The sequence below is a fragment of the Acinetobacter sp. SW-226 genome (assembly GCF_055632855.1).
The window spans coordinates 2,840,388-2,862,504 of record NZ_CM145752.1; the positions used below are offsets into that span (position 1 = coordinate 2,840,388).

Here is a 22,117-nt window from a genome sequence, read left to right on the forward strand (position 1 = left end):
CACCTTTTAAAAAGGTGCCATTACAACATCAACCTACGTGTAGAGCCATTGCAACTCAACATAGCAACCGATAGAAACACTTCGTATTGACATGATGAGCATTGCTCTGAACTTCTCACATTTTAGCCAGGGTAAATGCCGCGCTCTTTACGTGCCATTAAAATTCGCTCACACGCCAAAATATAAGCTGCTGTACGTAAAGAACACTGAGCAACACTCGCTTTTAACCAAACATCCGATACAGCATTTTTCATAATCGCATCCATACGCTGATTAATCTCTTCTTCTGTCCAGAAATAACTTGCAAGATCCTGCACCCATTCAAAATAGCTCACGGTTACCCCACCAGCATTACAAATCACGTCAGGAACAACAGTAATTTGACGTTCAGCTAAGATTTCATCCGCTTCCGTTAATGTCGGGCCATTGGCACCTTCTAAAATCATTTTGGTTTGAATGCTTTGTGCCACAGCAGCATCAATTACCCCTTCAAGCGCAGCAGGAATAAAAATTTCAGCCTGAATTTGCCAAAAGTTCGCGGTATGAATTTCATCTTGCTCTGCAAAACCTTTAATTTTCCCGTGTGCTTTTGAGTATTGCATCAACTTTTGAACATCAATCCCCTGCTCTTGATAGAGGGTCGCTGAGTGGTCCTGTACACAAATCACTTTGCTACCATTTTCTTGGAATAGCAGGGCAGCTTCACTACCAACATTACCAAAGCCTTGAACACAGATTCGAGCACCCGCCAAATCTAGACCAATTTGTTGTGCGACTTCACGCCCTGAAATATACACACCACGGCCTGTCGCTTTGACACGACCCAAAGAACCACCTAAATGCACAGGTTTTCCAGTCACGACACCTGTTACTGTTGAACCTGCATTCATGGAAAATGTGTCCATCATCCATGCCATTGTTTGCGGGTTAGTCCCGACATCAGGGGCAGGAATATCTTTTTGAGGGCCAATAATTAAATTAATTTCGGTGGTATAACGGCGCGTTAAGCGTTCAAGCTCACGTGGAGAGAGTTCAGTTGGATCAACACGAACACCTCCTTTAGCGCCCCCAAAAGGCAAATTCAATGCCGCACACTTGATGGTCATCCATGCAGACAGTGCCATCACCTCATCTAAGTTCACATCTGGATGGAAGCGCACGCCACCTTTCCCTGGCCCACGAGTCAGGTTATGTTGAACACGATACCCCTCAAAGTGCTTAACCGAGCCATCATCCATAATCACTGGGATATCAACAATAAGACTACGCTTCGGACGACGAAGCATATCTAAACGCTCACTCAATTCACCCAAATAAGGCGCTACTTTGTCCAGTTGTTTTAAATAATTGTTCCAAGCGGTTTCACCCTGTCCCGAATATGTGAGACCTTTGACCATGGTATTCATTTTTAAATCCTATCTATAATGCAAGCGCCGACATGCTTGCTCAAAATCAATGTCTATAAACCTGTAGGCATTTCTCAATGTGTACGTTTAAACAACCCTGCTTGTATTTTGAAATCGTCTAAAAAAACTTTTGCTTTGGACGCGAGTTGTGTATATTTCCAGCCCCCTAAGTCGCGGGCTTTTGCGCCAAATGTATACAAGCAAGATGCTTTACAACTGCTGCCTGACGAGATAATTTTGCACTTGCGGTTATTGCTCTCACGAGAGCCATTTTGATTTTGTAGGAGAGAGCCAATTGCGTAGCTTGCTTGGAGATTATTTGCTGCAACGATTACAGCAAGATACCGACGGAACCCTACAATTGCGATTATTTCGCTGTTTACGCAACGCCATTATTGATAGCGTACTCGCACCTAAAACCCGCCTACCTGCATCGCGTGATTTGGCCAAAGAAATTAAAGTGTCGCGCAATACGGTCCTAAGTGCCTATGAGCAATTACAGGCTCAAGGTTATGTTGAGGCAAGGACTGGTCAAGGCACATGGGTCGCAGAAAAACTGCCTGAGTCTTTCTTAGTCAAAGCTGAAAACACCCAAAATCAGGCCCAAGAAAAAAAGATCCAGCAAAATTACAGCTTGTCACAACGGGGTTCCTATCTGATTGGTTATTCAGCTGCATCGCCTTACCAATGGGGAGCTTTCGTACCCGGCGCACCTGACGTTACCGAATTTCCACATCATATTTTTAGTCGAATTCAAATGCGCCTTAGCCGTGAACCTGAAATTAATCGACTGATTTATAGCAATGCGGGAGGATGTTTAGAACTGCGTCAGGAACTGGCTGAATACCTCAAAATTGCTCGCTCAGTGCAATGTGATGCAGACCAAATCATTATTACCGAAGGAACACATCAAGCCATTGATCTGGTTTCACGCACATTAAGCGACCCTGGAGATGAGGTCTGGATTGAGGATCCTGCCTATTGGGGAGCACGAAATATATTGCGTATTAATGGGGTAAATTTGCGCTCACTGCCCGTCGATCAAGAAGGGATTATTCCTGATCTAGAGCCCAAACGCCCGCCCAAACTGATTTTTGTGACCCCATCACATCAGTATCCGTTGGGTTCACACTTAAGTTTAGAACGTCGTAAACAACTGATTTCAATTGCACGCCAACATAAAAGTTGGATTGTGGAAGATGACTATGACAGTGAGTTTCGTTTTTCAGGACAACCCTTTCCCTCATTGCAAGGTTTGGAGCCAGATGCGCCAGTGATTTATATGGGAACCTTCAGCAAAACCATATACCCTGCTTTGCGGATTGGTTATTTGGTCGTACCTAAAAAGCTGTTTTCTCCCTTGCGCATTGTGGCATCAGAGCTGTATCGCGGTGGACATTTGCTTGATCAGAAAGTGCTAGCTGAGTTTATTCGTGAAGGGCATTATGAAGCACATATTCGCCGTATGCGCTTGCTGTATAGTAAGCGCCATGCTTTTCTCATTGATCTAATTACACGCCATCTCGGTGCAGATTTCCTACATGAATATAATACCGCAGCAGGTTTACATCTGATTTTAAAACTGCCAAGTGCTATAGATGATGTGGTGATTGCTAGCAATGCGCTTGATCAAGGGGTGAAAGTTCGCGCACTATCGCAATACTATACCAAGCATTATTCAACGCGACAAAAAGGGCTGTTATTGGGCTTTGCTTGTGTCAGTGAGCAAGAAATATTGGTGGCTTTTGGCGTATTACTCAAGTGTCTACGCAATGCAGGCATTCGTACACTTAACTAATATTTTTATTATAAATTATAAAGTTAAACTAACAAGTCGCTTAATCCATCTACGACTAAAGCAGCAGTGACAAGACCCAACTCTGCTGCTTCATTCTATAAATTCTTCCCTCTAGAGTAAAGATTGGTTCTGCGACTTTTCACATATTCTATGTAATTGGCTCCTTTCAAATGCTAAAAAATGGCTCTCGTTTCCTTAGAACAAAAAAGAGAAATTAAGTGCATACATAAACAACATGTAACCGTTTTGTAACCAAAGTGTGATTTTTCGCGCATTGCTAGAAACATCAGGTTTATCAATTTTTACCTTAATATTGATAAAGCCTTTGAGAATTCGGTTACAGTTTTACAGGATGAGTAGTGCGAAAAAGGCTTCGCCCCATTTTGAAACTACATCCTTAAAATTAAGGAAAATTATATGGAAGCACCTCAACATACCTCTGTGCCGGATGCATCTCAGGGCTTAAAAAATGGACTTAAGTCACGCCATCTCACAATGATCTCGATTGCTGGTGTAATTGGTGGTTCACTCTTCATTGGCTCGGGTAATGTCATTTACTCAGCAGGTCCTGCTGCAGTTCTGGCTTATGCTTTTGGCGGATTACTCATCCTATTAATCATGCGCATGCTGGGTGAAATGGCTGTTCTCAATCCAGATAGTGGCTCATTTTCTACTTATGCTGATCGTGCAATTGGTCGTTGGGCTGGTTTTACCATTGGCTGGCTGTATTGGTGCTCTTGGGCACTACTCATGGGTTGGGAAGCTTATGTCGCAGGCAAAATTCTCAACAGTTGGTTCCCCTTTATGCCAATCTGGGGCTACATGCTCTTAGTGATTGTGTCTTTGGTCTTAGTGAACTTACAAAACGTTAAAAACTACGGTGAATTTGAGTTCTGGTTTGCACTGATTAAAGTTATCGCGATTGTTATTTTCTTGGTCATTGGTAGCTTAGCAATCATGCATTTATGGCCTTGGAGTCAAAGTGGTGCAGCAGGTATGACGCATTTAACAGCAGAAGGTTTCATGCCAAATGGCTTTTCTGCGGTTATTACTGCCTTGCTTGGGGTAATGTTTGCCTATATTGGGGCTGAAATTGTCACTGTCGCTGCGGCAGAGTCACAAAATCCTGCTCAAGAAATCCGTAAAGCATCTAACTCGGTCGTATGGCGTATTATGCTGTTCTATGTGGGTTCAATGTTCATTACCGTTTGCCTGATTCCACATAACAACCCGCTGTTAAAAGATCCAACTTGGGGAACATATAGCGTAACGTTGTCAGCACTTGGTATTCCTGAAGCGAAACACATTGTAAATTTCGTGGTACTCACTTCAGTATGTAGCTGTTTTAACTCTGCACTTTATACCTGTTCACGTATGCTGTTTTCACTGTCTAAACGTGGTGATGCACCGAAAAGCTTTGGTTCAATCAACCGTAATGGTAGTCCGTGGATGGGCGTTTTGATCTCATCAATATTCGCTTTAGTAGCCACTTACCTCACTGCAACTGAAAGCATGAATGTCTATGATATTTTCATGCTAGCAACAGGTACAGCAGCACTATACGTGTATCTCACCATTGCTTTCTCTCAGCTACGTATGCGTAAGAAATTAGAAGCTGAAGGAAAAGTGATTGACTTCAAAATGTGGTTATTCCCTTGGCTCACGTATCTTGCAATCTTCTTTATTATTGGCGCACTTATTACCATGTTGGTTGAAGGCACTTATTTCAAAGAAGTAACCTATACCAGTTTACTTGCATTGTTTATTGTTGGATTAGGCATCTGTGCACAGAAGTTTAACTGGGGAAAGCATGCTCAAGATAAATCTGATAACACTCAGGCGGACTTGACCAACAATCTGTAATGTTAAACTAATGTCAGATTGAGCAAAATTCAACATACACTAAAACCAATGGCCTCCCAGTGAAAGCCATTGGTTTTTTAGGCTAAACTCAGCAATAAGTTCAATTTTCACTCAAATGTTAGCCACCGTTTTTATCTATCTTTTTGTATTCATATTCTAGAAAACTGTCAGCCTGTTTGATATTACAGAGCCCTTTCAGAAAAGAATTTTGTATAGATTGCCGCCTCACTTTTAAGTGCTTTCACTATTCCCTTTATTCTAATAATTTTTATATAACACTTGAATAAAAAGCAAACGATTATCATTTACAGATTTCGCTAGTCAGCTTATCATTTCACAAACTTACAAATTCTCCATATTTTCTTCATATTTCACCTATACATCATTTTAAGGATCTCTTGTGTCACTCCCTCATTTCAAAAAATCAGTCCTCACACTCTGCTTATTTCCCTCCATACTTTATGCAGCCGATACAGACCCTACTGTGACGCTTAACCCGATAACTGTGCAAGCCGAAGGCAACTGGTTAGATGAAGCCAATGCACAGAAAGTACTAAATCATGCTGGAGCGCGTACAGTCATTCAGCGTGATGAGTTGATTAACCGAGGCGTAACTTCTGTCAAAGAGGCTTTACGCACTGTGCCTGGTATTCAAGCTCCTGAAAATGCAGGAACAGCTGGGAGTGATGCATCGTTAAGCATCGGTGTCCGTGGTTTAACGTCACGGTTTTCACCACGCTCACAGGTACTCGTGGACGGTGTTCCACTTTCGTTTGCCCCTTATGGTCAATCACAACTCTCCTTAGCACCCACTAGTTTAGGCAATATTGAAAGTATCGACGTGGTGCGTGGCGCGGGCTCTGTTCGCTTTGGGCCACAAAATGTAGGCGGGATTATTAACTTTAACTCGCGTACAATTCCTGAAACCTTTGCTGGAACGGTAGACCTCACTACAGAAATTGCAGAAAACGGTCATGTAAAATTTAACCCCAACTTATTTGTGGGGGGAACATTAGACAACGGTTTAGGCTTAGCGCTGTTATATTCTGGCGTTAATGGAGAGGGTTTTCGCGATAAAAATGATGACTCTGACATCAACGATATTCGCTTAAAAGCAGCTTATGCAATAGATGAATATGCAAAAATTGAAGCCAATCTACACCGCTACGATGCAGATGTAGATATGCCTGGAGGTTTAACCCCTGCTCAATTTGCTGAAAATCCATATCAGTCCTTGCGCAATCATGATTATATGAAAGGGCATCGTACTGACGGTTCAGTTAAATACAGCTATAAAAAAGATGACAATGCCTTTGAGCTTTTGGCCTATCACACTGACACCTTCCGTGATGCAGGAATGGAACGTAGTGGATCAAAACTGTACCAAACGGCGCCACGTAATTATAAAGTGACGGCAATCGAGCCACGGTATTCGCATGCGTACCAATTTGGGACTACTGAAAATGAAGTTTCTGTGGGCTATCGCTATCTACATGAAACCAGTGAAGAAGCGGTTAATCGTGCAAGCTATAACACGGTCACAGGCCCTACAAATGAATATGCTTGGACCAAAGCAGACGGGAAAACAGATGCACATGCATTGTTCATCGACAACCGCACAGATGTGGGTGCATGGTCTCTGATTCCTGGTGTTCGTTTTGAGAAAATCAAAACCACCGAAAATATGTACAAATTAAATAAAGATGCATCGGTACTCAACGGAGTACATGCTGAAAAATCCTATGATGCAGTATTACCAAGCTTTTCAGTCATGTATAAAGCCAATGATTTGTGGAATATTTTTGCAAACTACGGTAAATCTTTTGCACCACTACAATATAGCCAAATGGCCAATACCAATGCGTCAGGTGCCTATCTGACCATGCAAGGCTTACAACCTGAAAAAGCCAATAATTATGAAATTGGTACACACTATTTAGACCCATATCTATCCCTAGAATTCACCCTGTTTTATATTGATTTTTCTGATGAATTAAAACGAGATGATGCAACTCAAACTTATTCAAATCTAGGTGCCACTGAACACAAAGGAGCCGAGTTCGGATTTAAATATAATCTCGGTGCAATCAGTGACGAACTCAGCGGTATTTCGCTGTATGCCAATACCACTTACACCAAAGCAACCGCATCTGCTGGGGAAAACAAAGGACAAGATCTCGACTTTTATTCACAATGGGTAGGTAATGCTGGAATAGACTATAAAGTTGATCAATGGACACTAAACACTAATTTCTACGGTCAATCTGGTCAAACCGCATCGGGCACCCATGATGCTACTGGACGCTATGGCAACATTCCTGGTTATGGTTTAGTGGGTGTTCGGGCATCCTATGATTTTTCCAACACACAACTCAATGGTCTCAAAGTGGGCTTCGGTGTGAAGAACCTATTTGACCGTGAATACTACACACGTTCAGCGGATCAAGTCGGTGGAATGTATGTAGGCGCGCCACAAACGTATTATCTACAAACCTCATTTGATTTCTAAACATTCAATTCTAGAAAAGCAAATATTCAGGCAGGGACACCTCTCATTCATCTTTGCAAAAATGATGTCCTCGCCTGAAACAACTTTCCCTTTATTTCTAGACAGCACCGAAAGCTGAAATGGATACTCTGTCTGATAAATGTCAGCCCCTCGGCATAAGCTGCTCAGCTCAACCTACAACCTTCAAATCTAATAAAAGATACTAGAATCCCTTAAAATAAACCGATAAAAGGTTATGCCCTACTTTTTACTAAACCTTAGATTCAATATAAAAATTAAGTATTTAAATAATAAATATGTTTTCAAAAATGACTGCGAAAATTTAGCCCACTCATCTCTTTAACTTACAATCAGTTAAATTTAACAATACAGAGCAGCATAAAACCAAACTAGTCTCCTTAAATTTTTCACGATAAGATGATAATTTAGTCTAGGGAATAGAATATGAATAATAAGCCTACAATTATATTTGTACATGGATTTTGGGGCGGTGCAGCCCATTGGTCTAAAGTTATTACCGATTTATCTCACCGCGGTTATACCGCATTGAAAGCCGTTGAACTTCCGCTTACGTCTTTAGCAGACGATGTCGAACGAACTCGTAAAATGATTGCACAAGTGCAAGGTGATGTTCTTCTGGTCGGTCACTCCTACGGCGGAGCTGTCATAACTGAAGTAGGCAATCAGCCGAATGTCGTCGGCTTAGTGTATATTGCAGCATTTGCTCCAGATACAGGAGAAAGTCCAGGTGGGATTACCCAACTGCATTTGCCCGTAGGAGCACCCAATTTAGAACCTGATAGTGACGGCTATCTTTGGGTAAAAGCAGATAAATATCATGAAAGCTTTTGTCAAGACTTAACAAATGATGAAGGCTTAGTGATGGGAATCACTCAGAAAGCCCCTGTTGCCAGTACTTTTGGCGATACAATTTCAAATCCAGCATGGAAAATCAAACCATCGTGGTATCAAATCTCAACCGAAGACCGCATGATCCACCCTGAAAACCAAGCGATGATGTCTTCACGTCTTAATGCGCAAAAAGTTATTTCGTTAAATGCAAGTCATGCTTCGCTTGCCTCTCAACCCAAAGAAGTATCTGATCTAATTGATGAAGCAGCAAACTTTCTGGCACATTAAACACCTCAAGTGTGAGGGAGTTTCGACTCCCTCTTTTCAGATCGCACCTTATTCTGCTCACAATCCTTATATTAGATAAAAACAACTTCAAACCAATGCTAAAGTCGCGTAACAAAATGACTTTCTATAGGGATCTTAATATGCTCGTTTCACACCAAGCCAAATAATGCTAAGACACGCGATACAAACTTTGAATAACATTTTTTAACTGACTGCCTGCCAGAACTTTCTGTATATTTTTAAATAAGGAATAAAAATAAACTGATCAAAAAAGAGTTCGAAAAATATAACAAGAACTTGCGATGAATCCATTTTGTTATATTTTTATCTACGATTCTTGTACCTACTTCTACATTACATTCTCATGCAAGATTTGGATGAATATTCTAAGTAGGTAGTTTTTCATGAAACGATCTATGCTTTTTGATCACTCTTATCTAGACAGCGATGAAGTATCTCCATGCAGATACTCTCGCCAAGCATGGAGAATGCTATGAGTCTTGGATTAACTGCACTTGAGTTGGCAAGAATTCAATTTGCCTTTACTGTTTCTTTTCATATTATTTTTCCTGCTACATCCATTGGTTTGGCATGCTTTCTCGCCATGCTGGAATGGAAATGGCTACGCACTCAAAATCCAATTTACAAAGATTTATTTAAATATTGGATTAAGATTTTTGCTGTTGCATTCGCCATGGGCGTCGTTTCTGGGGTCGTCATGGCCTATCAGTTCGGTACCAATTGGAGTGAATTCTCTCGCATCGCTGGAAGTGTCACAGGCCCTCTCCTTACCTATGAGGTTTTAAGTGCATTCTTTTTGGAAGCAGGTTTCTTGGGGATTATGCTCTTTGGTTGGGGGCGTGTCGGTCCCAAAGCCCACTTCTTTGCCACCTTAATGGTTGCTATCGGCACCTGTATTTCCATGTTCTGGATTTTGTCTTCCAACAGTTGGATGCAAACCCCTCAGGGCTTTGCCATCGAAAACGGCATTATTGTCCCGACAGACTGGTGGGCGATTGTATTTAACCCCTCCTTCCCCTATCGCTTTGCACATATGGCAACGGCAGCATTCCTTGTGTCTGGCTTGCTGGTTGTGGGCACCGCAGCATGGCATTTGTTCAAAGGCCGTCGCGATGAGTTGGTGAAAAAGTCCTTTTCCATGGGCTTATGGATGGTACTGATCACATCTTGTCTGCAAGTTGTGATTGGTGATCATCACGGTTTAAATACTTTAAAGCACCAACCTGCAAAGTTGGCAGCCATTGAAGGGCATTGGGAAACCAACCGTGACCATGCTATGCCTTTACTACTCTTCGCTTTACCAAATATGGAAACAGAGTCGAATGATCTTGAAATTGGAATTCCTTATGTAGGCAGTTTGATTCTTACCCATTCACTAGAAGGTCAAGTCACAGGCTTAAAAGATTTTGCACCCGAAGACCGTCCAAATGCCTTAATTGTATTTTGGAGCTTTCGTGTCATGGTTGGCTTGGGCATGTTGATGGTTCTACTCTCGCTCACAGCACTGTGGCTACGTAAAAAAGGCGCCTTATATGAAAGCAGTTGGTTTCATAAGTTTGCCATTATTATGGGACCTACAGGTTATATCGCGCTCCTAGCAGGTTGGGTCACCACCGAGGTCGGCCGCCAACCTTGGGTAGTGTATGGGGTAATTCGTACCAAAGAGGGCTTGTCGCATACAGTTACAGCAGATCAGGTCGGATTAAGTCTCATCATCTTTGTCTTGGTTTATACCGTGGTATTTGGTGCAGGTATTTACTATATGTTGCGCTTAATCAAGCTCGGGCCTTCATTTTCCACTCCCTTAGATGCTGTTCAAGAAGTAGGTCCAGGTCATTTTAAAACCCCTTTACGTCCGCTAAGCGCTGTAGATGAATCACTTGATTCAACAAATCGCTCTACTCCAGATAGCAAGGAGAAACCGCATGATTGATCTCGTTATGGTGTGGGTCGGAATTATCGGACTCGGTGTGCTCATCTATGTGGTTATGGATGGCTTTGACTTAGGGATTGGCATCCTGTTCCCGTTCATTCACGGTAGTCAAGAGCGTGATGTGATGATGAACACGGTCGCGCCTGTTTGGGATGGCAATGAAACATGGATGGTACTGGGTGGTGCTGGGTTATTCGCTGCATTTCCTTTGGTCTATTCAACCGTTTTATCGGCACTGTATTTACCCATTATCTTTATGGTAGTGGCCTTGATTTTCCGAGGTGTCGCCTTTGAATTTCGCTTCAAAGCCACTCGAACCAAATACCTTTGGGATCTCGCATTTATTTGGGGTTCTATCTTATCGAGCTTTTTCCAAGGTGTGATCTTAGGCGCCTATATCCAAGGTATACAGACCAGCAACGGTATTTATAGTGGCGGCGTATTGGACTGGTTGACTCCATTTAGCGTATTTACAGGCATTGGGGTCGTGGTGATGTACGCCACTTTAGGCTGCGGCTGGCTTATTTGGAAAACAGAGAAAGACTTACAACAGCGTATGTATCATCTAATGCCACGCTTGATCATAGCTTTGCTCATTATTTTTGGTGCGGTCAGTTTATATACGCCCCTGACTCATCCTGAAATTGCACAGCGCTGGTTCTCTTTACCGAACTTATTTTATTTTAGCCCCGTGCCCATTTTGGTCTTGTTATTCGTTGGATTAATTTTATCTGCATGTAAAAAGCAACATGACCTCAAGCCCTTTATTTATACCTTAGCTTTGGTGTTTTTAGCCTTTACAGGCTTCGTGATTAGTTTATGGCCGAATATTATTCCGCCATCGGTCAATATTTGGCAAGCGGCTGCGCCTGAGTCGAGTTTAAAATTCACTTTGGTCGGTGCTGCCATTTTAATCCCCATCATCCTAGCCTATACGTTCTTGTCTTATTGGGTATTCCGTGACAAAGTCCGTATTGGAGATCAGGGCTATCATTAATAGAGGAGATAAACATGAAAAAATTTGTGGATCGACTCAGCCCACAATTATGGTTTATTTTATTATGGTGCTTTGGCGTGATCTCTCTCGCACTTATTGCGGGTTTCTTCAAGCTCATGCTGAGTTTTGCATACTAAATTAATCATTTTTATGAATCGAGCATGGGACCTTAGATATCGGTCCTGTGCTTTTTAATTGTAGCGACCGCCATATGTATAAATCAGAAAAACTTGCGCTCAGCCTAAAACATTTGATTGAGAGTGGTTTTTGGAAACCGAACGACAAGTTACCTTCTCTGCGCCAGCAAGCGGAAACATCAGGCTTCAGTCTCATGACCGTGATGAATGCCTATCAGGAACTCGAAGCGCAGGGGCTGATTTATTCACAAGAAAAACTCGGTTACTTTGTCACTGGTGATGCTCAGTCAGAGCATAATGCCAATAGTGTTGTCCTCAATGAAAAAATTGAAATCAACTCTAAAATTTTCAGATACTTAAAATCCATTCAATCTGAAAAGATGATTCCCTTTGGCATCGCTTTTCCCAACAGCCAACTCTTGTACTCAGCCAAGCTAATGCAAACCTTAGGACAACGTGCCAAGCACCGTCTTAGTTATGAACAAATGCCGAGTTTACCCCCAGGTAACTTTGAGTTACGGAAACTGATTGCCCAACGCTACTGCATGCAAGGGATTCCGACGGATCCATCCGATATTGTGATTACCTCAGGCGGGTTGGATGCTTTAAATCTTTCTTTACAGGCTATGACCCAACCGGGTGATTATATTTTGCTTCAAAAAACAATATTTTACGGTGCTTGGCAAGCTGCGGAACATTTGGGTCTTAAAGTTATTAGTATTCCTGAACATGACGAGCATGGTATTGACCTCGAAGCTTTTAAAGATGCGATTGAGCGCTATCCAATTAAAGTCTGCCTGCTCATGCTCAATAGCCATAATCCGATTGGTTTTACGGTCAGTGATGAAATCAAATATCAATTGGCAAAACTGTTGCATGAACGTGATATTTATCTGATTGAAGACGATGTTTATGAAGAGCTTTATTTTGATCATAAAAAACCGCTCTCGATGAAATACTTTGATCAGAAAAATTTGGTTCTACACTGCTCTTCTTTTTCAAAAACTTTGGGTGCGGGTTTTCGAATTGGTTGGGTCTATGCGGGTAAGTTTTCAGAGCATATTCAGCATTTACAGCTCATGAGCACACTTTCCGTCAACTCATTTATTCAAAATGCCTTGGTCGATTATTTATCGCATCGACATTATGAAAAACACTTAAAAACCTTACGTAACACCTTAAAACGTCTAAAAAATCAGTATTACACTTATTTATCTGAACATTTGTCTGAAGATTATCAAATTCATTATTATCCATCGGGCTATTTTTTATGGATTACCCTGCCCGAGCAAGTGAATGGTAATGTAATTTATGAGCAACTCTTAGAGAAAAATATCAGTATTGCACCGGGTTCTTTATTTTATCAAACTGATCATGTGCCACATCATATTCGCATCAATTGTTCCTTTGAAATCAATGACAGTATCCAAAATGCCTTAGATACGTTGATCGAATGTATTTATCCAAATGCTTTCAATTCAAATAATATTGTTTAAGTGGCTACTCATTGGGAGCATTTTTTATTCATTAGAATCATAAGCCCCTGTAAAAAGTAATATGACATGATCACTTCTGAACATGTCATCCAACGTTAGTACAGACTTATTTTTAAACTGAATATATTGAGTGTTTAATGCGAAGCGTTTGAATTTAAAGTCGCTTAATCTTCTCATCTTTAGTAAATATTAACTTTCAACCGAAAGGTTAGGCAGTCCTTCTTCTGCGGTGAAGTGAATATCAAAGGGTTTATTGGTGATAAAGAGCATTAAGGCATCATTATCGCTTCGCGCACCATGAAACATTACAGAACCCTCAGGAAACCACACAAAATTTCCTGGCCCAAACTCACCCTGACTGGTGACCAAATGTCCCTCTAATACATACATGCCATGCGCACAATGATGCCAATGCTCCACTGTCCTAAATCCAGCTGGATAACGTAACTTCCAAATCATCATGCCAGTATCTGGATCTTGCAAGCAGGTCTTAACAGGTAATTCACTGTTTAAAAAAGGAATGGGAATAAATTCCCATGGCATGGTATTGGTGTTTAGCACAAAAGGTTGATCCACCATTGTTCTGTTCCCTGAATTTATTTTTGATAACTTTTTAAAAGGAATGACCTGATCACATCAATATGATCAGGTCATTAAACATCAGCCGATTTTAATAATAGGCTTTAGCGTAACTCCTTTATGACTGTCTATCGCGGCTTGATTGATGTCATCAAAGGCATAGAACTTTACTAGTTGATCAAACGGAAATTTACCTTGTTGATACAGCGTGACTAACTCAGGAATAAATTTCTTCGGTGCGCCACTGCCTTCAACCACACCCAAAATGGTTTTTCCACCCAACAATAAATCATTCACATCAAACTGAGCGGCAGTGCCTAAAGGTGGCGCACCAACCACTGCAATTTTGCCTAAAATCCCGAGTGCATCTATGCCCTGTTTTAAGATTTCAGGTCGCCCAGTAGACTCAAGCGCGAAGTTGATTCCACCGCCTGTAATCTCTTTGATCACCTCCACAGGATCTTGCGTTTTGCTATTAATCACATGGGTTGCACCCAATTGTTTAGCCAGCTCCAAACGTGATTCGACAATGTCGACAGCAATAATCGTTGCAGCACCACAGACTTTTGCTGCAAGCAAAGCACTTAGACCTACTGCACCGGCGCCCCATGTCACAAAGCTACTCGCAGGTGTTACTTTGAGGGCATTGATACATGCGCCCGCACCTGTTTGGATACCACAGCCTAAAGGCCCAAGTAGTTCAAGTGGAACCTCTTTGGTCACCTTCACTGCATTATTTTCACGGCTTAACGCATAAGTCGCAAAGGAAGACTGAGCAAAAAAATGATCATGTACGACGGCATGATCATGCGTACAAATTGCACTGTGTCCGTCTAGGTCAGCACCACTGAAGTTGCGATCAAAGAACTCTGCGCAATAAGCAGGGTTGCCCGTATTACACTGAGTACATTTACCACAATAGCCATAACTCAACACCACATGATCACCCACTTGCAGGTCAGTGACATTCGGGCCAATCGCCTCAATAATCCCTGCGCCCTCATGACCAAGAACAGCAGGCAGTGGTACAGGATAATATTGATCACGGACAATTAAGTCGGTATGGCACATACCTGTAGCCACCACTTTCACCAGTACTTCATCGCCTTGAGGCTGACGGATTTTAAGCGCTTGCAATTCAAAGTCTGCACCTTTACATGCCGTCACTGCGGCAATAATTTCTTTCATTTCGTTCATACGATTACTTCCTGTAATAAATGATTCAACTGATTAAAAAGGATAATGTGGTGCTTGCGTCTGTACAGTCATCCACTGCCATTGGGTAAATTCATCGGCATTGGCAGGACCACCGATACGCGTTCCGTTTCCTGATGAGCCGAAACCACCAAATGGATTGACTGTTTCATCATTCACGGTTTGATCGTTGATGTGTAGTAAACCGACTTTGAGCTGTGCCCCCAGTTGCATCGCACGTCCCACATTTGAGCTAATCACACCGGCTGAAAGCCCGTAGTCTCCATCGTTAGCAAGTTCAATCGCTTGTTCATCTGTAGCTAAAAGGAATCAGCACTGCCACAGGTCCAAAAATTTCTTCACTAAAAATTGAATTATTGGCTGTCACATCCGAAAGCACAGTCGGTTCAAAGAATACGCCATCGGCACATCCGCCTATTTCCAGTGTTGCGCCCTCTGCAACTGCTGCATTAACCAGTTTTTCTACACGTTGTGCTTGTTTGGCATTAATCAGAGGACCAATGGTGACATGCTCCTCACTCGGGTTACCCACCACAAAACTCTTCACTTTTTCAATTACACGCTGTTTGATTTGTGCATAAATGTTTTTGTGAATCAAAATTTTGCCTGAAGTCATACAGATTTGACCTGAGTGCAAAAATGCACCCCATGCGATATTTTCAGCAGCCAACTCAATATCGGCATCATCCAAAATAATCAGCGAGTTTTTACCGCCTAACTCTAATGAGACTTTTTTCAAGGTTTTTGCAGCATTGGCGCCGACTATACGCCCAACATTTGTTGAACCCGTAAACTGAATACTGGCAATATTTTTATCCAGTGTCAGTGCTTCTCCGACTTCAGCTCCACCCGGTAAGACATGCAACAGACCTTTCGGGAGTCCAGCAAGTTCAAAAATACGCGCAATCGCATAACCACTACACACGGCTGTGCGCTCATCTGGTTTAAGTACCACTGCATTACCCAGTGCTAATGCAGGTGCAACCGCACGTAATGCTAAATAGAGTGGAAAATTAAAAGGTGAAATCACCCCAACCACACCAAGCGGTAAGCGTTTTGCAATGCTGAGTTTCCCATTTTGGGTTGGCAGGACTGTGCCCTGATCCGCAGCAGGTAAACCGATACAATGCTTGAGCACTTGAATAGAAATACTGACTTCAAAACCTGCTTTAAGCGGTAAAGAACCACTTTCTTTCACCAACAATTCAATTACATCTGCTTGGTGTTCCGTGAGTAAAATGGCTGCCCGCTCAAATACCGCTTGGCGTTCTTGATAACTCAGTGCCCACCATGCCTGCTGTGCAGTTTTTGCCTGTTGTGCTGCCTCTACTACATCTTGAGAGGAAGCATAGCCAATTTCGCCTAATTCTTGACCTGTCGCCACTTCAACCACGCTATACGTCTGTTGGGCTGGTTGCCATGAACCGTTGAATAGTTTTTTATCCCAAATCTCTTTTGCTAATATCGACATAATCACCTCTTGAAAATTGACCTAAACAATCCACACATCCATCCATTTTCATCGTTGCAGAACTGAAGCAATGGATGTGTTGTCATCGCACATGCTTTGAATTAAAAAATGTAAAAAAGTCGAAAGTTTAGTCCAAACTCTTTCTTCAACCCACTTTCGACCTGCGTGTCTGAAACCAACTGTGCACTCAATTGCGTTTTGGCATTCATCATGTGCTGGAACTCAAATCGAGCCTGTTGCTTTTCCATGTTTTGATTGAGCTGAATGCCATCCAAAGATTGTTCACCGCCATAGTTGGCTGCATATCCCAAGGCAAATCGCTGCTTGGCATTTAAGTCATAACGTAAATTGACCTGTGTTTGATAACTGGTGTCTTGAGACAGGGTCTGATTGCCACTGCCTGCTTTATCATTGTCTCCATACCAAATTGCATCTTGATAAAACTCAAAACCCCATTTGCCATAAAGCGGTTGTACCCAAGCCAACTGCACATCATATTTAAAACGGTTTTCACCTAGGTTCACGGCATCATTTTTATCGTATTGTCCAAGCGGTAAATAAATAAACGGAGTTACCGCGAGATAGCGACCCGAAGCCCCTTGTTCAGGTTGATTAATCAACCAAAAAGCAGAGGCTATAATCGGATCTGCAAAACCCGATGCATTATTCAAATCTGCATCACCAATTTGAGTATTTCGCACCGATCCAAAAGGAATGACCACTTGCGGCGTTGCACGTAAACCTGCGATGTCGGTGTAATGAATGAAACGTGCAATACCAATATCTGAGCGAGAATCAGCATGGGTTTTATCACCCTTTTGATAGTAACCATCCATTTCACTATGTTGATAATAAAAAACCCCAAGATTGGTTCCGCTCGGGAGGGTTGTATAATCCCCAACATTCACATCAATGGCATGACTCTGTGATGTGCACAAAACACCAAGTATGAGTAATCCCGCATTTTTATTCCCAAAATGCATAACATGTTCCCTTTTATCCAAATTATCCTTAATGGCTCATCTCTTTTCTTGAGCTTGTTTTAATGACCTTTAAATGCATTGATCATTTGTCAAAAATCATCAAGCGTCCTGCTTGACCGAGTATGAGTTGTAGAGTTATTGCAGAATGCATGCCATAAATTTAATAAATAAATATCAACAACTTGAGTGTTTTTAAAAATTACTCATGTCCATAAAGTAGACATACTAAAAAAGGACTGTCCAGTTACTGGACAGTCCTGCTGTAAATTAAGATTTAAAAAAATCTCTTGAGGTAAATTGGTACTCTGTATACGAAACTTAGACCCAAAGTCCGAAACAGTATTGCGTTTAAATAACAGTAAAAGCTAAAGATATGGGCTAGATAACCTCAAAGCTAAATTATGTAATAACACCTAACTGCTGATGTATTTATACACCGTTGTTCTTGAAATATTTAAACGCTTGGCCGTGCGTGCAATATTGCCATTTTCTTCATCTAATACCTGCATGACCATCTGTTTGGTCATCGCATTTAGGTTTGGGTTTTCCACTGCTAGCATAGACTGATTCACCGTTTGAACACCATCCGAGGACTCAGGCAAATAAAGCTGTGTCAAAACATCGCCCTCATTAAACGCAGCCGATAACCTTACAATGTGAATAAGCTCACGGATATTCCCCGCCCATGTATAGGTCTGAAACTGCTGCTCGACTTGAGCTGACCATTGCGAGATGCCAAACTGATGTAAAATACGATGGAAAATCGCTTGCTTATCTTGTCGTAAACGTAAAGGTTCCAGATGCACTTGAAAACCACAGATCCGATAATATAAATCGCTACGGAATGTCTGCTGTTCAATTTTCATTTTCAAGTCTTGATGGGTTGCACATAATAACTTAAATGCTGATTTAATCGGCTTTCGTCCCCCAACCCGATAAAACCGTTGGTCTTGCAAGACGCGTAAAATTTTGACTTGCAAATGTAAGGGCAAATCACCAATTTCATCGAGAAACAAAATACCTTGATCCGCCAGTTCAATCAGTCCTTTTTCACCTTGCCTTTTTGCTCCCGTAAATGCCCCGCCTTCATAACCAAACAGCTCTGCTTCTAATAAATGGTCAGGAATCGCGCCACAGTTAATGGAAATAAAAGGTAGGTCAGCATCCAGCTTTTGATGTAACTGCTGTGCAAAGTGGTCTTTACCCGTACCCGTTTCTCCTGTAATCAGCACTGGAATATCTGCTTTTAAAGCTCTTAGGGCCTGATCAAGCACCTGCTGCATAGCGATTTGTTTGGTCTGTCTTTTTTCAGCTCTATGCAAGGCATACCACTTTGCATAGAAAAATGCGTGATCGTGACTTTGGATAAAAAATGAACCAGTTGTCTCAAGCTGACTCAATGTCTTTGTTAAAAAGAAATCGTAAATACAGCGACCTAATAACAGTTCAATCGAACAGTTGAGTAATTTCAATGCCATTTGATTGGCTTTCACAACTTGCCCATAATTATCCAGCACGATCATGCCTGTATAAGCATTTTCAATTAAGTCTTTTGAATGTTGGAAATAAAGTACACGTTGGTTTGGTTTGAGTTCTGCAAGAATCAGTTTATTTTCTAAAATATAACTTTGATACAGCAAATGCCGAAGCCAATTACTGGCCAAAAGCCCTTGCGGTGAGGTGATATCTAAAGCGCCTAAAACTGCTCCTGCTCCATTAAAAATAGGCACAGACGCACAAGAATAATTGGCAAATTCATCCAAATAATGCTGATGTCCCGTCATGATCATAGGCTGTTTTGACAAAACACTACATGTCGGTGCAATTGCTCCAAATATAGAAGGATCAATCACTCGACCTGTCCGTAAAAAGTGATACTGCTCGTCTAAGTCTGGATTATGGCGTTCGGCAATAATTTTAAGCTGTTGATTAATTAAAAAAACACTAACATCCTGCTGTCCAAATAACTGCCAAATATCGTTTAAAACGACTTCAGCAAGTGCAGCAAATCTGACATCCTCACAAGACAGATGATCGACAGGAAAATCATGTAACGAGGTCAGTTTAGAAAAAGGACTTAAACCCGCTTTTTTCGATCTTTCCCATGCTTGTAAAATTGGTGAATCTCGCTCCACAATCTCTGGAAGCACACCAGTCGTATAAAAATTGTCTCTGTACACGACAAATTTCACAGAACCCTTATCCTATCAGGATTCTGCCTTCTTAAAATTGCCAAAATTTCCTTAAACTCTTCTTTTTTCCCAAAACCAATTAAACGCTGAATCGCCATTTGAACATAGTCTAAACCATAGCGAAATAAACTCATTGAGAGTCGTCCATGCTTCTTTATTTTTATCGCTTTTTTTTGATCATGTTGCCATTCACCTGTTAAATAGCACCAACAGAAACCGATAGCTAGCACTGCTATCAATTTCTTGACTCGTCCAGGGTCTGTTAAACGAGTATTTTCAAGATTGAATCCACGTCCTTTGAGACAACTAAATAAGGTTTCGATTTCCCAGCGTAATGCATAATCACGAATAGCAGAAGCATTAAACATAGGAGAAACAACAAGTAAAAGTTCCCCATCTTCTAATCGTAGCGCACTAATATACAGTTTCACTCGACCAACCCAAATACGTCGTTTACGACATTCAGTTTGACCAACTTGAAGATGACGAAATAAATCACTAATTTTATGATTCCTGGCTAAGTGATTGGTCACAATAAAGTTTTTTTAACACGTATACAGAAGTTGATGTCATTTTCAATTAACCATGTAAACCATTTCTCACCGATAAATTCTCTGTCTGCGAACACATTCACAATACGGTCTTTACCAAAAATAGAGATAAAGCGTTGAATCAAAGCAATACGCTCTTTTGTATCTGAATTTCCACGTTTATTGAGCAATGTCCAAACAATAGGTATCGCTATTCCACGATAGACGATGGCTAACATCAAGATATTGATATCTCGTTTTCCCCATTTCCAATTGGTTCTATCTAAAGTCAGTTGCACTTTGTCGAATGAAAACATATTGAAAATCAACTGAGAAATTTGACGATAATCAAAATACTGACCTGCAAAGAAGCGTTGTATACGTCGATAAAATGATTGTGGTAAGCACTTGATGGGTAAGGCTTTAGATGCAGAAGAAAGATTACAGGTCTGTTTTACAATTAATGCAATCATAATCAGTGTAAAACATTTTACATGTGACTTGTTCCACTTTAGATATTTGTTTAAGATGAGATGTAACTCATTGAAATGTGTCATCATATTCGTCGTCAGAAAACAAGTATTATGCCATTATTTCAATGAGTTATCTATTTTTGTCGTGTACAGAGAAAAATTGTATTTAATATTCTGCCAAGAAAATTCAGATAAACCATCCATGAGCATATCCCAAATTAAACCGTTTCTTTAAATCATACATGTGCTGATTTGAACGTATTTTTATGTACATCTACTACTCATTTTGATGTTTGAGAAGCAAGCCTATTCCGTACCGTAAAATACATTCAATTTAAACACGAATACCGCGCTATAGTTTTAATCACTTTCAATCAACACTAAACCAATTTTCCTGCACCAGAAGTGATGAAAAAAACTTCAGCTACTCCATCACCATAAAGCTATGTATAGGATTTCTCAATACCCATATTTTGAAAATAGGTGCGATAGACATAAACACAGCCGAGTGAAAAACTCGCCATCAGACAGGAGGCAATAGGTAAAGCCATCACGCTGTCTTGAGGAAAGACAAAAACCAAAAATGGAAAGGCATATACCGCAGGAATGCGCATATCAAAGAGCTTGAGTAAAAGAAACATCAAGGGCATATATATAAGGGTGAGTATTATCCCATCTTGAATCCAAAACTGCATAAGCACGGCCATTGAAATCGACAGTGTCAACACAGCAACCTGCTTAAGGCACATTTTCAACGAATACATTATCATATTTAATGATTCATACACGACCACTGTAATCGGTGGAATCAGTGCCATCGCTTCAACCCTGAAAATAGCAGCGAGTGCAAAACCGATTAAAGTAATACTGGCATACACACCTATTTTTCGTCGATCAAAATTGCCTTTCCGCTCTATGCCCTGATTCAGTTTAAAGAGCACAACACCCAACATCAGCATAAAACTGGTGACAAAAATCGAAATCAAAAACGATAGTTCATAAGCTTGGGTCACAATCGGCAAGAAACCCGTGGCTAGTGCGGGCGGTAATATATAGTTAAACATCCGCATCACGAGTAACATGGCACATAGAACCAAAACCAGTTTGAATAGATATGAAATCGGCATCAAATTAATACAGAACCCGATTACAGCAGTCAGACTCGGTAAAATAAAAATTTTATCTGGCTGATTCAGCCACTGTTTATCTCGATAAACCCACAATCCAACGGCCATCGCTGCCATTTCGGGCAGAATGATTTCACGATCATTCAGTCCATAAGCCGCTACCACCATGAGCAAAATAAAGAGAAAAGCCATAACATAGCTTTGGGAGCTTAACGTTGTCTTTGCCTGTGACATCGGATTCATCTAC

Annotated in this window: 15 protein-coding genes and 1 pseudogene; 8 read left to right on the forward strand and 8 right to left on the reverse strand. The window is 41.2% G+C overall.

Annotation, left to right across the window (positions count from 1 at the left end; all coding sequences use genetic code 11):
- Window positions 1-122: 122 nt before the first annotated feature.
- On the reverse strand, window positions 123-1,406 hold the full coding sequence (locus tag ACZ8ZH_RS13540) for a Glu/Leu/Phe/Val family dehydrogenase (protein WP_086208663.1): 1,284 nt from the start codon (window positions 1,404-1,406) through the stop codon (window positions 123-125).
- A 295-nt stretch (window positions 1,407-1,701) separates the two neighbouring features.
- Between ACZ8ZH_RS13540 and pdxR the strand changes: the two genes are divergently transcribed.
- From pdxR to ACZ8ZH_RS13580, 8 genes are all read left to right on the forward strand, one after another.
- The gene (gene pdxR, locus ACZ8ZH_RS13545) at window positions 1,702-3,204 is read left to right on the forward strand and encodes a MocR-like pyridoxine biosynthesis transcription factor PdxR (protein WP_086208664.1); all 1,503 of its coding nucleotides are present in this window, start codon (window positions 1,702-1,704) and stop codon (window positions 3,202-3,204) included.
- Window positions 3,205-3,621: 417 nt separating this feature from the next.
- Complete coding sequence (locus ACZ8ZH_RS13550; protein ID WP_086208665.1) at window positions 3,622-5,067, forward strand: amino acid permease; 1,446 nt, start codon at window positions 3,622-3,624, stop codon at window positions 5,065-5,067.
- A gap of 400 nt (window positions 5,068-5,467) precedes the next feature.
- Entirely contained in the window at window positions 5,468-7,576 is a 2,109-nt protein-coding gene (locus tag ACZ8ZH_RS13555; RefSeq protein ID WP_119063787.1) for a TonB-dependent receptor family protein, read from the forward strand.
- Between the two features lie 444 nt (window positions 7,577-8,020).
- Window positions 8,021-8,716, forward strand: a complete 696-nt coding sequence (locus ACZ8ZH_RS13560) for an alpha/beta hydrolase (protein ID WP_119063786.1) — start codon at window positions 8,021-8,023, stop codon at window positions 8,714-8,716.
- Between the two features lie 493 nt (window positions 8,717-9,209).
- Entirely contained in the window at window positions 9,210-10,670 is a 1,461-nt protein-coding gene (locus ACZ8ZH_RS13565) for a cytochrome ubiquinol oxidase subunit I (RefSeq protein ID WP_119063785.1), read from the forward strand.
- Complete coding sequence (gene cydB, locus ACZ8ZH_RS13570) at window positions 10,663-11,667, forward strand: cytochrome d ubiquinol oxidase subunit II (protein WP_086208669.1); 1,005 nt, start codon at window positions 10,663-10,665, stop codon at window positions 11,665-11,667. Before ACZ8ZH_RS13565 ends, cydB begins: the two co-directional genes overlap by 8 nt.
- A gap of 14 nt (window positions 11,668-11,681) precedes the next feature.
- The gene (locus tag ACZ8ZH_RS13575; RefSeq protein WP_086208670.1) at window positions 11,682-11,804 is read left to right on the forward strand and encodes a DUF2474 family protein; all 123 of its coding nucleotides are present in this window, start codon (window positions 11,682-11,684) and stop codon (window positions 11,802-11,804) included.
- Window positions 11,805-11,878: 74 nt separating this feature from the next.
- Complete coding sequence (locus tag ACZ8ZH_RS13580) at window positions 11,879-13,300, forward strand: aminotransferase-like domain-containing protein (protein WP_119063784.1); 1,422 nt, start codon at window positions 11,879-11,881, stop codon at window positions 13,298-13,300.
- 189 nt (window positions 13,301-13,489) lie between these two features.
- On the opposite strand, the gene ACZ8ZH_RS13585 is transcribed toward ACZ8ZH_RS13580, so the two are convergent.
- The 7 genes and pseudogenes from ACZ8ZH_RS13585 to ACZ8ZH_RS13615 form a co-directional block, all read right to left on the reverse strand.
- Window positions 13,490-13,879, reverse strand: a complete 390-nt coding sequence (locus ACZ8ZH_RS13585) for a cupin domain-containing protein (RefSeq protein ID WP_151706497.1) — start codon at window positions 13,877-13,879, stop codon at window positions 13,490-13,492.
- Window positions 13,880-13,960: 81 nt separating this feature from the next.
- Window positions 13,961-15,076: an NAD(P)-dependent alcohol dehydrogenase gene (locus ACZ8ZH_RS13590; RefSeq protein WP_119063782.1), complete on the reverse strand. Its 1,116-nt coding sequence runs from the start codon at window positions 15,074-15,076 to the stop codon at window positions 13,961-13,963.
- Window positions 15,077-15,109: 33 nt separating this feature from the next.
- Window positions 15,110-16,565, reverse strand: a pseudogene (locus tag ACZ8ZH_RS13595) (benzaldehyde dehydrogenase).
- 101 nt (window positions 16,566-16,666) lie between these two features.
- Window positions 16,667-17,548: a transporter gene (locus tag ACZ8ZH_RS13600; protein ID WP_119063780.1), complete on the reverse strand. Its 882-nt coding sequence runs from the start codon at window positions 17,546-17,548 to the stop codon at window positions 16,667-16,669.
- A gap of 413 nt (window positions 17,549-17,961) precedes the next feature.
- The gene (locus tag ACZ8ZH_RS13605; RefSeq protein ID WP_470247759.1) at window positions 17,962-19,740 is read right to left on the reverse strand and encodes a sigma-54-dependent Fis family transcriptional regulator; all 1,779 of its coding nucleotides are present in this window, start codon (window positions 19,738-19,740) and stop codon (window positions 17,962-17,964) included.
- A protein-coding gene (locus tag ACZ8ZH_RS13610; RefSeq protein ID WP_470247926.1) for an IS4 family transposase occupies window positions 19,737-20,827 on the reverse strand; the annotation gives its coding sequence in 2 pieces (ribosomal slippage) (window positions 19,737-20,287 and window positions 20,287-20,827; 1,092 coding nt in all). The genes ACZ8ZH_RS13605 and ACZ8ZH_RS13610 overlap by 4 nt, the downstream gene beginning before the upstream one ends.
- Before the next feature lie 359 nt (window positions 20,828-21,186).
- Window positions 21,187-22,113: an HPP family protein gene (locus ACZ8ZH_RS13615; RefSeq protein WP_119063778.1), complete on the reverse strand. Its 927-nt coding sequence runs from the start codon at window positions 22,111-22,113 to the stop codon at window positions 21,187-21,189.
- Window positions 22,114-22,117: the final 4 nt, after the last annotated feature.